The sequence below is a fragment of the Streptomyces sp. NPDC087906 genome, from assembly GCF_055584925.1.
The window spans coordinates 583,347-595,221 of the sequence record NZ_JBVJLC010000005.1; the positions used below are offsets into that span (position 1 = coordinate 583,347).

The 11,875-nt window shown below is 72.3% G+C and carries 10 protein-coding genes and 1 pseudogene; 1 reads left to right on the plus strand and 10 read right to left on the minus strand.

Going from position 1 to position 11,875, the window contains the following annotated elements; translation table 11 throughout:
• Window positions 1-11: 11 nt before the first annotated feature.
• Window positions 12-1,622 carry an LLM class flavin-dependent oxidoreductase gene (locus ACZ63I_RS18825; protein ID WP_469339899.1) on the plus strand — a complete coding sequence of 537 codons (1,611 nt, stop codon included), beginning with the start codon at window positions 12-14 and terminating at the stop codon, window positions 1,620-1,622.
• A gap of 13 nt (window positions 1,623-1,635) precedes the next feature.
• Here ACZ63I_RS18825 and ACZ63I_RS18830 read toward each other — a convergent pair whose 3' ends face one another.
• The 10 genes and pseudogenes from ACZ63I_RS18830 to ACZ63I_RS18875 all read right to left on the minus strand — a co-directional run bounded on the left by ACZ63I_RS18830 (window position 1,636) and on the right by ACZ63I_RS18875 (window position 11,855).
• Complete coding sequence (locus tag ACZ63I_RS18830) at window positions 1,636-2,487, minus strand: sulfurtransferase (RefSeq protein WP_469339901.1); 852 nt, start codon at window positions 2,485-2,487, stop codon at window positions 1,636-1,638.
• Complete coding sequence (locus tag ACZ63I_RS18835; RefSeq protein ID WP_469339902.1) at window positions 2,480-3,532, minus strand: LLM class flavin-dependent oxidoreductase; 1,053 nt, start codon at window positions 3,530-3,532, stop codon at window positions 2,480-2,482. The genes ACZ63I_RS18830 and ACZ63I_RS18835 overlap by 8 nt, the downstream gene beginning before the upstream one ends.
• Window positions 3,523-5,243: pseudogene (locus ACZ63I_RS18840) on the minus strand (dipeptide ABC transporter ATP-binding protein). The gene ACZ63I_RS18835 and the pseudogene ACZ63I_RS18840 overlap by 10 nt, the downstream one beginning before the upstream one ends.
• A gap of 2 nt (window positions 5,244-5,245) precedes the next feature.
• A complete protein-coding gene (locus ACZ63I_RS18845; RefSeq protein ID WP_469339904.1) occupies window positions 5,246-6,160 on the minus strand; it encodes an ABC transporter permease in 915 nt (304 codons plus the stop codon).
• Window positions 6,157-7,116, minus strand: coding sequence for an ABC transporter permease (locus tag ACZ63I_RS18850; RefSeq protein WP_469339906.1), 960 nt, complete (start codon window positions 7,114-7,116; stop codon window positions 6,157-6,159). The genes ACZ63I_RS18845 and ACZ63I_RS18850 overlap by 4 nt, the downstream gene beginning before the upstream one ends.
• A gap of 14 nt (window positions 7,117-7,130) precedes the next feature.
• A complete protein-coding gene (locus tag ACZ63I_RS18855) occupies window positions 7,131-8,735 on the minus strand; it encodes an ABC transporter substrate-binding protein (RefSeq protein WP_469339908.1) in 1,605 nt (534 codons plus the stop codon).
• 129 nt (window positions 8,736-8,864) lie between these two features.
• Complete coding sequence (locus ACZ63I_RS18860; protein WP_469339910.1) at window positions 8,865-9,779, minus strand: LLM class flavin-dependent oxidoreductase; 915 nt, start codon at window positions 9,777-9,779, stop codon at window positions 8,865-8,867.
• A 96-nt stretch (window positions 9,780-9,875) separates the two neighbouring features.
• Entirely contained in the window at window positions 9,876-10,898 is a 1,023-nt protein-coding gene (locus ACZ63I_RS18865) for a methyltransferase (RefSeq protein ID WP_469339912.1), read from the minus strand.
• A gap of 156 nt (window positions 10,899-11,054) precedes the next feature.
• Window positions 11,055-11,543, minus strand: coding sequence for a nuclear transport factor 2 family protein (locus ACZ63I_RS18870; protein WP_469339914.1), 489 nt, complete (start codon window positions 11,541-11,543; stop codon window positions 11,055-11,057).
• Between the two features lie 99 nt (window positions 11,544-11,642).
• On the minus strand, window positions 11,643-11,855 hold the full coding sequence (locus tag ACZ63I_RS18875; RefSeq protein ID WP_469339915.1) for an acyl-CoA carboxylase epsilon subunit: 213 nt from the start codon (window positions 11,853-11,855) through the stop codon (window positions 11,643-11,645).
• Window positions 11,856-11,875: the final 20 nt, after the last annotated feature.

Here is an 11,875-nt window from a genome sequence, read left to right on the forward strand (position 1 = left end):
AGTTCGCACACATGCCTGACTACGGACACGACCTCCTCTTCGGCGCCGTCCTGGTGCCGGCGGCGGGACACAGCGACGACGCGGTGGCGCTGGCCCGGGTCGCCGACCGCACCGGACTCGACCTGGTGAGCGTGCCGGACCATCCGTACCGGCCGGAACTGCTCGACGCCTGGGTGGCGCTGGCGGTCATCGCCGCCTCCACCACCCGGGTGCGGGTCTTCCCCAACGTGGCGAACCTCCCGCTGCGACCGCCCGCCGTGCTGGCGCGCACCGCCGCGGGCCTCGACCTGATCAGCGGCGGCCGGGTCGAACTGGGCCTCGGCGCCGGGTCGTACTGGGACGCCATCGCCGCCGACGGCGGGCCGCGCCGCAGTCCTGGCGAGGCGGTCCGTGCGACCCGTGAGGCCATCGAGGTCATCCGGGCGCTGTGGACCCCGGGCGGCCGGGCCCAGGTCGAAGGCAAGCACTACGGACTCGACGGCGCCGCCCCGGGCCCCGCGCCCGCGCACCCCATCGGGATCTGGGTCGGCGCCGTCGGTCCGCGCATGCTGAAGCTGGTCGGCGCGTCGGCCGACGGCTGGCTGCCCAGCGTCCCGCACGTACCGCCGGGCCGCCTCGCCGAAGGCCACGGCATCGTCGACGAAGCGGCGCTCGCGGCGGGGCGCGAGCCAGCCGCTGTGCGGCGGCTGTACAACCTCTCACCGGGGCCCGGCGGCTTCCCCCGGGGCGCGCCGGACGCCTGGCCCGAGCAGTTGGCGGCGCTCACCCTGGAGCACGGCACGAGCGCGTTCCTGCTGCCGGCCGGGCAGCCCGCCCTGCTCCAGGTGTTCGCCGCCGAGGTGGCACCCGCCACCCGGGAGCTGGTCGCCGCGGAACGCGGCAGGGCGGCAGAGCTACCGGATCCGCAGCCCGCCGTGATCGGTGCGGCGGGCGGCGCCGGTGACCGGTCGGTGCCCGTGGCTGCCTCCCCGGCTGCGGGCACCCTCGCCCGCGACCGGAGCCGGGCCGGCGGTTCCGGGGACCGGCTGTCGGTACGGGCCACCCCGGACCCCGGGGTGCGCAGGTCCGCGGAGCGGCTGTGGGACGAGTCGACGCGCCCCACAGGTCCGCCCGCAGAGCCGGGTCGGCGCTATCCGCGCCGCGAGCAGGAACCGGCCCGCAACCTGGTCGCCGCGCACGACCAGCTACGCGCCGATCTCGACCAACTCGGCGCCGTGGTAAGGGAGGTGCTGGCCGACACGCGCGACGTGGGCGAGGCGCGCTCCGAGATCCAGAAGCTGAGCCTGCGGCAGAACATCTGGACGCTCGGCGCGTACTGCGCCTCGTACTGCCGGGTGACCACCCTGCACCACACCCGCGAGGACCAGGACCTCTTCCCGTATCTGCGCCGCTCCGACCCCCGGCTCGGCGCGGTGCTCGACCGGCTCACCGAGGAACATCACGCCATACAGGGCGTGATCGAGCGGATCGACCGCGAACTGGTCGCCTTCGCAGGCGAGGAGCAGGACCGCGCGGGCCTGCGCGCGGCCATGGACCTCCTCACGGACACCCTCCTGTCGCATCTCGCGTACGAGGAGAGTGAACTGATCGAGCCCATGGCACGCTTCGGCACCGGCTGGTGAACTGCCGTCTCTGCTACCCGGGTTCCTGTCCCGTCGCCAGCGGGCGGGACAGGTCCGCCGACCAGGCGGACCAGGAGCCCGGGTAGAGGGCAGCGCCGGTGATCCCGGCGCGCTCCAGGGCCAGCAGGTCATGGCAGGCGGTGACCCCGCTGCCGCAGTAGACGATGACCTCCGACCCCTCGCTCACCCCCAACGCCTCGTAGCGCTCCCGTAGTTGCTCGGGCGTCGCGAACGTCCCGTCCTGCGTGATGTTCGCGCTCCAGGGCGCGCTCCGGGCCCCGGGGACATGGCCGGAGCGGATGTCCGACGGCAGGACCGTCTCGCCCGAATACCGGTCGGCCGCGCGGGCGTCGAGGACGACGGCGCTGCCCGCCGCGACCTCGTCGGCGCTGCGCAGCGCCTCCTTGGGCCACTCCACCGGGGTCAGCCGCGCCTCGGGGAGCGTCACCCCACCGGTCTCGGTCGCGCCGGTCCAGCCGGCCAGTCCGCCGTCCAGCAGGGCGGCGGCCCTGCCGGTGCGGCGCAGCAGCCACACCAGCCGGGCCGCGTACGGGCCGCCGTCGGCGTCGTACGCCACCACCGTCGTACCGTCGCCGATTCCGAGCGCGCCGAGCGCCCGTGCGAAGTCGGCCGGATCGGGCAGCGGATGGCGCCCCTCGGTCCCGCTGGGCGGCGCCGACAGGACGGTGTCCACATCGACCCAGACAGCGCCGGGCAGATGGCCGGCGAGATAGGCGTCGTAGCCGCTGCGGCCGTCCAGGAACCAGCGCACATCGGCCAGGACGAGGTTTGCGCGGTGCTCGCGCACCCAGGCGGCGTCGACCACCGGAGGGAGCGCCGAGTCGTTGATGTCGTCGTCAGGCACCGGCTGCCACCGTTCCTGAGCCAAGTCCTTTGACCTGGGGCAGCACTTCGGACGCGGTCAGCTCACTGGCCGCCTGCACCTCGGCGTACGGGATGCCGCCGACGTCGATGGCGAGCAGATGCAGGTCGTGCCCCCACAGCTCGTGCAGCCGGCCCAGCTTGTCGACGACCTCGGCCGGACTGCCGCAGATGGCGGGCCCGTTGGCGCCGATATAGGTGTCGAAGTCCGGCGGGGTGGAGAAGTGGGTGTTGCCGGGCTTCTTCACGGTCAGGTAGTTGTTCATGTACGAGGCCCACACCGAGCGGGCCCGCTGGGACGACTCGGCGACGAAGACATGGCTGGCGGCGCCGAGCCGGCCGGGCGGGTCGGTGCGCCCGCTCTCGGCCCACTGCGTGCGGTAGGCGTCGAAGACCGGTGCGAACGTGCCCGGTTCGCGTGCGGTGGTGCCCACGACCAGCGGCAGTCCGTGCTCCACGGCGAGATGGACGGACTCCAGGCCGACGCCGCCGCTGATCCAGAACGGCGGCCGGGGCTGCAACGGCCGCGGCTGGACGGTGACCTCGTTCAGCGCGGGACGGAACTCGCCCTGCCAGGTGACCCGTTCCTCGGTCCACAGCCGCAGCAGCAGTTCGGTGTTCTCGCGCTTGCGCGCCGCCTTCGACTCGGGGGACTGGTCGAAGACCGCGTACGGCTCGGGGAAGAAGGAGCCGCCCGCCATGAGTTCGAGCCGGCCGCCCGACAGCAGGTCCACCAGCGCGTAGTCCTCGGCGACCAGGATCGGGTCGCGGTTGGCGACGAGCGTGGTGCCCGTGGCGAGCCTGATCGTGGAGGTGTGCTCCGCTATCGCGGCCAGCACCAGCGCGGGTGAGGAGATCACGTCCCGCTCGCCGAAGTGGTGTTCACCGACGGTGTACCAGGCGAATCCCGCCTGCTCCGCCTCGGCGGCAGCGCGCACCACGTCCCGCAGTCGCTGCTGCTGGGTGAGGGTCTCACCGGTGAGCGGGTCCGGGAGAAGGCTGCCGAACGTGATGAGCCCTAGCTCCATGGGGTGTCCTCCGTTGCGCTGTGGTTGCTTCGGTCGCCGGGCACGGCGGCCAGCAGTTCTTTGGTGTAGGGGTGGCTCGGCGAGCGCAGCAGCTCGTCGGCGGGGCCGCTCTCCACGATCCGGCCGTCGCGCATGACGGCGATCCGGTCGCTGACCTGGGCGACGACGGCCAGGTCGTGGGAGATGAAGAGATAGCTCAGACCGTGCCGCTCCTGGAGGCCGACGAGCAGTTCCAGGATGCGGGCCTGGACGGTGACGTCGAGCGCGGAGACCGGCTCGTCGCAGACCAGGAGTTCGGGCCCGAGGGCGAGCGCGCGGGCGATGGCGACCCGTTGGCGCTGGCCGCCGGAGAGTTCGGCGGCCTTGCGGCGCTCGGTACCGGTCGGCAGGGCCACGTCGTCCAGCAACCGCCGTACGGTGCCGGCCCACTCGTCCTTCGTGCCGATGCTGTGGTTGCGCAGCGGCTCGGTGAGCAGTTCCCCGACGGTGAAGCGGGGGTTCAGCGAGGCGTACGGGTTCTGGTAGACGAACTGGATACGGCGGTGCAGTGCGCGGCGCGCCGCTCCCCGGGCGGCGGTGACATCGGCGCCGTCCAGCAGGACCGTGCCGCTGTCGGCCCGCTCCAGGCCGAGGATCATGCGCGCCGTGGTCGACTTGCCGGAGCCCGACTCGCCGACGAGGCCCAGGGTTTCGCCCCGGTCCAGCTCGAAGTCGACCCCGTCGACGGCGATGCGGGAGCGGCGGCGGGCCAGGGCCGCACCCCGTACGGGGAAGGCCCGGGTCAGTCCGGTCACCCGCAGGAGCGGGGCGGCCGTGGGGTCGGGCCGAATGTCCGCGGGCGCGGTGACAGCGGCACGGGTACGGTGCGGGGCGCGGCCCGCGATGGTGGGTGCGTCGGCCAGCAGCCGCCGTGTGTAGGGGTGTTGGGGATCGGTGAGCACCTGCTCGGCCGGGCCCGCCTCGACCACCCGGGCCTGCGACATCACCACCACGTGCTGGGCGCGGTCGGCCACGACCGCCAAGTCGTGGGTGACCAGGAGCATCGCGGTCCCGGTGGTGGTCACGACCGCCTGGAGGTGGTCGAGGATTGCCGCTGCACCGTGACGTCGAGCGCCGAGGTGGGTTCGTCGGCGACCAGCAGGCGCGGGCGTGCGGCGGTGGCGACGGCGATGAGGACCCGCTGGCGCATCCCCCCGGACAGCTCGTGCGGGTACTGGCGGGCCCGCTGCGCCGGGTCGGGCAGCCCGGCTTCGGCGAGCAGGTCGACGGCGCGTGCGTCGGCGTCCCTGCGGGTCGCCAGACCGTGCACCCGCAGCACCTCGGCGACCTGGCTGCCGACCGGTTTGACGGGGTCGAGGGAGACACCGGGGTCCTGCGGGACCAGCCCGACGCGCCGCCCCCGTACCTCGCGCCAGGCCCGCTCGCCCAGCCCGGTCAGCTCCTCGCCCTGGAGGCGTACGGAGCCGCCCAGGACCCGGCCGCCGGCGGGCAGCAGACCGATCAGCGCGTGGGCGGTGCTGCTCTTGCCCGAGCCCGACTCGCCGACCACGGCGGTGATCTGTCCCGCCGCCGCCGTGAGGTCGAGTCCTTCGACGGCGACATGGGTGCCGCCCTCGGTGCGGTAGCCGATCCGCAGTCCTTCGACGGCCAGCAGCGGGGTGTCGGCGGCGGTACCGGTCGGCGCCGCTGTGCGGGGAGCCGGGTTGGTCACGTTCACCGGTTTCTCCCTTCGGCTTCCAGTACCCGCGAGAGCCGGTTGGCCGCGAGTACGACGACGGTCACGGTGAGACTGGGCAGGGTGGTGAGCCACCAGGAGGTGGCCAGGTAGTTGCGTCCGTCGGCGACCAGGGACCCCCACTCGGGGGCGGGCGGCGGCTCCCCGTACCCGAGGAAGCTGAGGCTGGAGATGGCGAGGACGACCAGCCCGAAGTCGAGTGCGGCCAGGGCCAGTACGGGTCCGATCGCGGCCGGCAGGATGTAGCGCGGCAGGATGCGCCACCACCGGGTGCCGCAGAGGATCGCCGCTTCGACGTACGGCGCCGTCCGCACCCGCAGGACCTCGGCCCGCATGACGCGGGCGAAGGCGGCGACGCTGGTGACACCGATCGCGACGGCGACCTGCGCGGTGCCGAAGCCGAGCGCGGTGATGATGGTGAGCGACAGCAGCACCGGCGGCACCGACAGCATGACTTCGACGATCCGCATGATGACGGTGTCCGTCCAGTGGCCGAAGAAGCCGGCGACCAGGCCCAGCACCACGCCGCCCACCAGGGCGATCAGGATGGCGGCGACGGTGGCGCGCAGCGACAGGGCGGCGCCGTGCACCACCCGTGCGTAGATGTCGCGGCCCAACTGGTCGGTGCCGAAGAGGTGTTCGGCGCTCGGTGACTGGAACCGCTCGGCGGGGACGCCGGTGAGGGGGCTGCGGCTGGTGAACCACTCGGGCACCAGGGCCCAGCCGAGCACCAGCAGCAGCACCAGGACGGAGAGGGTGACGCCGGGGGAACGCAGCGGGGCGGTCAGGATCCGTCGGATCCTGGCGGGCTCCTCGGCGCCGTGCCGCTCGGCCGGGACCGGCGCGGGTTCGGCGGTGACGGGGGTCTTCGTCAGGTTCGTCAGGTTCGTCATGTGGTCACCAGCCGTCCCGTCGAGCGGATTCGCGGATCGAGCACGGGATAGACCAGGTCGATCAGCAGGTTCACCACCGCGAAGGCGAGGGCGGCGACGACCACGACGCCCTGGACGACGGGCAGGTCCTGCGACGAGACGGCGGCCTGGGTGATGCGGCCCATCCCGGGACGCGAGAAGACCGTCTCGACCACGACGGCGCCGCCGATCAGATAGCCGACGAGCAGCCCGACCACGGTCACCGCGGGGATGGCCGCGTTGCGCAGCCCGTGCCCGAACAGCAGCCGGGCCCTGCCGGCGCCGGTGGCCCGCACGGTGTCGGCGTACGGCTCCTGGAGGGTGGTGTGCAGGCTCTTGCCGAGCACCTGCGCCACCAGCGCTGCCCCCGGGATCGCGAGGGTGAAGGCGGGCAGGATCATGCTCTGCACACCGGTGTTGCCGAGTGAGGGGAACAGGTGCCATTGGAAGGAAAGCAGTTGGATCAGGATGAGCCCCACCCAGAAGGACGGCAGCGACACCGCGAACGAGGGGATGGATCGCAGCAGTTGGCGCAGGGCGGGGCTCGCGGTCAGGTTGGCGGTCACCCCGGTGAGGGTGCCGAGCACCAGCGCGAGTGCCAGTGCGAGGCTGCCGATCTGGAGGGTCGGCGGGATCGCTTCGGTGATCATGTGGGAGACCGGCTGGCCGCTCTGCAGGGACGAGCCGAAGTCGCCGTGCAGCGCGTCGCCGAGCGCCGAGCCGTACTGGACGATCAGCGGTCGGTCGAAGCCGAGGTCGGCGCGGGTCCGGGCGATCTGCTGGGGCGTAAGACCGGCGAACCCGCCGCGCCCGCTCAGCATCAGCGCCACCGGGTCGCCGGGCAGCAGCCGCAGCGCGACGAAGGTGAGCGTGAACGCGGCCCAGACGACGAACAGCGCGCGCAGTGTCCGGGTGACCGCGTACAGGGCCGTGTTCACTGTCGGACCCTCCCTCAGCCGAGCCAGGCGTCGTGCAGGTCGAGCCGGTTGGAGGCGTCCAGTTTCAGGCCCTTGACCTTGTCGGACACCCCGTGGACGTTGGCTCCCTCGTACAGCGGGACGGTGTCGGCGTGGTCGAGGATCCACCCGACGGCGTTGTTGACCGCGGTCTGCCGGGCGGCTTCGCTCGTCGCCGAGACCTCCTGCTCCAGATAGCTGTCGAGCTTGCTGGGCGGCAGATGCCAGAGGTTGTCGCCCTTGGTGTAGAAGATGTTGCGCAGCACGTCAGGGTCGGCGCGGGTGACGCCGACGGCGGTGAGGTCGAACTGCCCCTTCTGCTGCTGCTCGACATAGACGGCGGGTGCGACGGGCTTCAGCTTGACGTCGACGCCGATCTTGCGGAGCTGCTGCTGCACGGCTTCGTCGACGGGCGGCATGGGCGCGGGGATCAGCCAGTTGAGCGCGAGCGGCTTGCCGTCCTTGACCCGGATGCCGTCCTTGCCTTCCCGCCACCCCGCGCTGTCCAGCAGTGACTTGGCGCCCGCCGCGTCGTAGCGCAGCTTGTCGGAGAAGTCCTTGTAGTACGGGGTGCCCGAGGAGAGCGCGCTGGTGGCCGGCTTGTAGGAGCTGCTGAAGACGGAGTCCACCAGGCCCTGCCGGTCGATGCCCTTGAGCAGCGCCTCGCGTACCTTGAAGTCGGCGAGGATCCCCTTGTGGTTGAGGGAGAGCGGCGGTACGAGCCCGGGGCTCGGCGCCGACAGGATGCTGAAGCCGTTGCCCTTGAACTGGGCCTCGTCCGTGGGCAGAAGGGCCTTGGCGACGCCGACCTGTCCCGAGCTGAGCGCGCCGGTGCGGGCGCCGCCCTCGGGGATGAAGGAGAACTTCACCTCGTCGAAGTGGCCCGCGCCCTTGTTCGTGGCGATGGCCGAGGGCCAGGCGTAGTCCTTGCGCTTCTTCAGGACCACTTCCTGGTTGGTGGTGTAGTGGTCGAGGACGTAGGGGCCCGAGCCGGTGAACTTGCCGCGGCAGCGGTCGGCGGCCGACGCGGTGAAGGTCGACGGCGACAGGATGCCCAGGCCGACGGTCGATGTGGCCTGGAGGAACTGGGCGTTGGGCGTCGCGAACTTCACGGTGACCCGGTGCGGGTCGGTCACGGTGGTGCCCTTGTAGCCGATCAGATAGCTGGGGGCGCCGTTCGCCGGCAGCTTCACCAGATTGTCGAAGGTGGCCTTCACGGCCGCCCCGTCGACGGGCTTGCCGTCGCTGAAGGTGGCGCCGTCGCGCAGGACGAAGGTGAACGCGCTGCCGTCGGCGCTGGTGGTGAAGGACTTGGCCAGCCAGGGCACGATCTTGCCGGTCTTCGGGTCCTGCGAGGTGAGGCCGTCGACCACGGACCGCGAGATGTCCACGGCGCCGAGCTGGCCGGTCTGCTGCGGGTCGAGGCAGCTCGGGTCCGCCTCGCTGCCCACCAGCAGGGTGCCGCCGTCACGCGGTGCGCCGTCGCTCCTGCCCCCCGAGTCGGTCCCCTCGCCCGAACAGGCCGCGACGGGCAGAACGACCGCGAGCAGTGCGATCGCGAGACGGAGCCGTGGACGCGAGCCGGTGGTTCGTGTGGACATCTGAGGACCTCTCCGAAAAGTGCTGTGGTGCGGACGTGCGGGGGGTGGCAAGTGAAGGGGTGGCAAGTAACAGGGGACGGGGGCGCGTTGAGCGGGGCCGCGGCCCGGGGGCGCGCCGGCGGCGGGCGGTCAGCCCTTGGCGACCGCCTCGCGGACGGCGGGCACGATCTCCTCCGCCCAGCGCCCGAGGCCGACCTGGCCCGAGGGGTCGCCGGAGGAGAAGTAGACGAATCCCGAGGCGCCGTGGTCCAGCACGGCCTCGGTCAGTTCGGTGATCCACTGGTCGACCGAGCCGCCGAGCCAGCGGCCCGACGGGTCGCGCGGGACGTTGACGGGGGCGTCGGTGATGCGGGCGGGCAGATTGAAGATGGTGGTGACGTCGGCGGGGTCGCGTCCCGCGGACCGGGCGGCCTCGTCGATCAGCGGCCGCGACTGGCGGTAGCGCTCGCTGTGCCAGTCGGCGGCGTTGCCCGGGATCCAGCCGTCGGCCGAACGCCCCGTGACGGCGAGGGACTTGGGCCCCACGGAGCCGGTCCAGATCAGCGGCGCCGGAACCGGCGCCGGGTCCAGTGCGAGCACCTGCGTGAACTCGCCGTCCAGGGTGACGGGTCGTACGCCGCCGGACAGCGACCTGACCAGACCGATGGCCTCCTCCAGGGCGCGTACGGCGGCGGCGGGGTCGAGCCGGGTGGCGCCGAAGCGCGCGATGTCGTCCCAGTACCCGCCGGCGCCGAGGCCGAGGACGACCCGCCCGCCGCTGAGCGCGGACAGCGTCGACAGGGTGCGGGCCAGCAACGGCACAGGCCGCGTCGGCAGGTTGGTGACGGTGGTGACACCCGTGATGTTCCTGGTCCTGCCGAGGAGCAGTCCGAGGGCGCCGTAGGCCTCCAGCCGGTCGCCGTAGTACGGGTGGTCGGACAGGGCGAAGAAGTCGAGTCCCGCGCGGTCGGCGTACTCGACCCTGCGCACGACCTCCGGCGCTTCGGCGACGGCGATTCCCGGGCCGATTCCGAACCACAGCTTGCGTGCGAGCCGTTCTGGCATGGCTGGTGCCTACTCTTTCCTTGGTACTGATCACGGGAGAGCGCGCCCGGCGCCGGACATGACGGGGCACCGGCGGGTCCGGCGCCGGGCGGGTTTTCAGGCGCGTACGGCCTCGACGACGCTGCAGTGGCCGCCGGGCACGATGCGGGACAGCTTGAGGCCGGAGTCGGCCAGCAGGGACTCGAACTCGGCGGCGGTGCGCTGCTGCCCGCCAGCCACCACCAGCATGTCCAGGTCCATCAGGGAGACCGTGGGCGAGGGGCGCGGCCGGTCCGGCAGCACCGCCTCCACCAGCAGGACATGCCCGCCCTCGGTGAGCGCGTCCCGTGCGTTGCCGAGGATGCGCCGCGACTGCTCGTCGTCCCAGTCGTGGATGATGTTGGACAGGATCACCGCGTCGGCGCCTGCGGGGACGGAGTCGAAGAAGTCGCCGGCGACGAGTTCGGCGCGGTCGTCCACACCGGCGTCGCGCAGCGGCTGCCCCGCGCCCGCGATGACCTCCGGCCGGTCGTAGAGGACGCCCCGGGTGCCGGGCGCCGACGCCAGTACGGCGGCCAGCAGGGCGCCGCGCCCGCCGCCCGCGTCCACGACGGTGCCGAACCGGCCGAAGTCGTACGCGGCTACGACGGGCGCGATGATCTGCCGGGACGCCTCGGTCATGGCGCGGTCGAAGACGCCGAGCACATCGGGGTGGTCGTGCAGGTAGTCCCAGACGGGCTTGCCGAGCACATCGGCGAACGCGGTGTTGCCGGTCCGTACGGCGTCGGTGAGGCCGGCCCAGGCGTGCCGTTCGGCGGGCAGCCCGGTCCAGATGGCGAAGTTGCGCAGGCTGGTCGGGGAGTCGGCGCGCAGGGTGCCGCCGAGTTCGGTCAACTCGAAGACACTGCCGTCGTGTTCGGTGAACAGGCCGATGTCGGCCCCGGCCCGCAGCAGTCGGTAGAGGCTGGGGGCGTGGGTGTCGGTCGCCGCGGCGATCTCGGACACCGGTCGGGGTCCTGCGGCCAGGACGTCGGCGACGCCGAGTTCGGCGGTCGCGCTGACCGCCTGGGCGAGCCAGCCGGCGGTGATGATCTGCAACACCTGTGCGGGCAGCGGCAGTTCGTTGGTGCCTGGGGGCATGGCGGGGCTTCCTCCTTGGTACCGGGGGTGGCCGGTGGTTTCGGTCCTGGACGCACCGACAGGCCCAGATGAAGTGTGTTCCGGGTGGCTGGGCGGTTCAAGGCGCGCCGGTGTCAGGTCTTTGTGCTCTACGTCAGATCTCTGCAGGTTCCGAGGTCAGTGGCCCGGAGCGCCCTGCGGGCCCTGTCCTTCGTGCCATACCAGCTCGAAGACGAACCGGTTGATCCGCCAGCCTTCGGCGGTGCGGACGGCGTCGGCCTCGTAGTGGCCGCCGATGGTGAAGTGGGTGCCGGGTTCGGCGGCCGTGCGTACGTGTACGGCGGTCAGATGGGCCCGGATCCTGGCCCGGTCGCCCGCGAGGTCGACGGTGTAGTTGGAGGCGGTGTGGTGGGTGCGTTCGAAGGTGGTGCGGGCCAGCTCCTGGAACTCGGCGAGCCCCGCCGTCCCCTTGTACTCGCCCATGGGGAAGGTGAGATGGACGTCGTCGGTGAAGACCGAGCCGAACCAGTCGTCGCGGTGCCGGTCCCGGTCGAGGTGGGTGACGTAGCGGTCGGCGAGAGCGGTGAGTTCGGCCCGGTCGGTGAGGTCGCGCAACTGGGCCCGCAGCGCGGCGACGGTCTCTTCGGTGGTGGTGACGGCACTCATGCCGGTACTGCCTCTCGGTGGTGGTGGTCGTGGTTGTGGTGGTGGTTGTGGTCTGGCTGCGGTTGCGGTGGGCTTGCGGTCGTGGGGTGCCTGCGGTCGTCAGCTCCTGGGGGCGGCGCCGGCCCGCCAGCTACGCGGTCCTTCGAACATGGCGGCGCGCTCCGGTCTGCGCCAGCCGGCCGACGAGCGCCGGCGTACCGGACCGCTGCCTGGTCCCGCTGCGGTGAGACGGGTGAGGAGCGCTGCGGTGAGCGCGGCGAGTTCCTCAGGACGGGGGTTGCCGCGCTGTACGCGCAGGATGTGCTGGTCCATCGCGATCACCTCAAGAGGGT

What these genes read in the sequence shown, in the direction of transcription:
- ACZ63I_RS18845 (WP_469339904.1), bottom strand. Translation starts at nt 6,160, where the DNA reads ATGACGAACCTGACGAACCTGACGAAGACCCCCGTCACCGCCGAACCC.
- ACZ63I_RS18825 (WP_469339899.1), top strand. Translation starts at nt 12, where the DNA reads ATGCCTGACTACGGACACGACCTCCTCTTCGGCGCCGTCCTGGTGCCG.
- ACZ63I_RS18870 (WP_469339914.1), bottom strand. Translation starts at nt 11,543, where the DNA reads ATGAGTGCCGTCACCACCACCGAAGAGACCGTCGCCGCGCTGCGGGCC.
- ACZ63I_RS18855 (WP_469339908.1), bottom strand. Translation starts at nt 8,735, where the DNA reads ATGTCCACACGAACCACCGGCTCGCGTCCACGGCTCCGTCTCGCGATC.
- ACZ63I_RS18860 (WP_469339910.1), bottom strand. Translation starts at nt 9,779, where the DNA reads ATGCCAGAACGGCTCGCACGCAAGCTGTGGTTCGGAATCGGCCCGGGA.
- ACZ63I_RS18865 (WP_469339912.1), bottom strand. Translation starts at nt 10,898, where the DNA reads ATGCCCCCAGGCACCAACGAACTGCCGCTGCCCGCACAGGTGTTGCAG.
- ACZ63I_RS18835 (WP_469339902.1), bottom strand. Translation starts at nt 3,532, where the DNA reads ATGGAGCTAGGGCTCATCACGTTCGGCAGCCTTCTCCCGGACCCGCTC.
- ACZ63I_RS18875 (WP_469339915.1), bottom strand. Translation starts at nt 11,855, where the DNA reads ATGGACCAGCACATCCTGCGCGTACAGCGCGGCAACCCCCGTCCTGAG.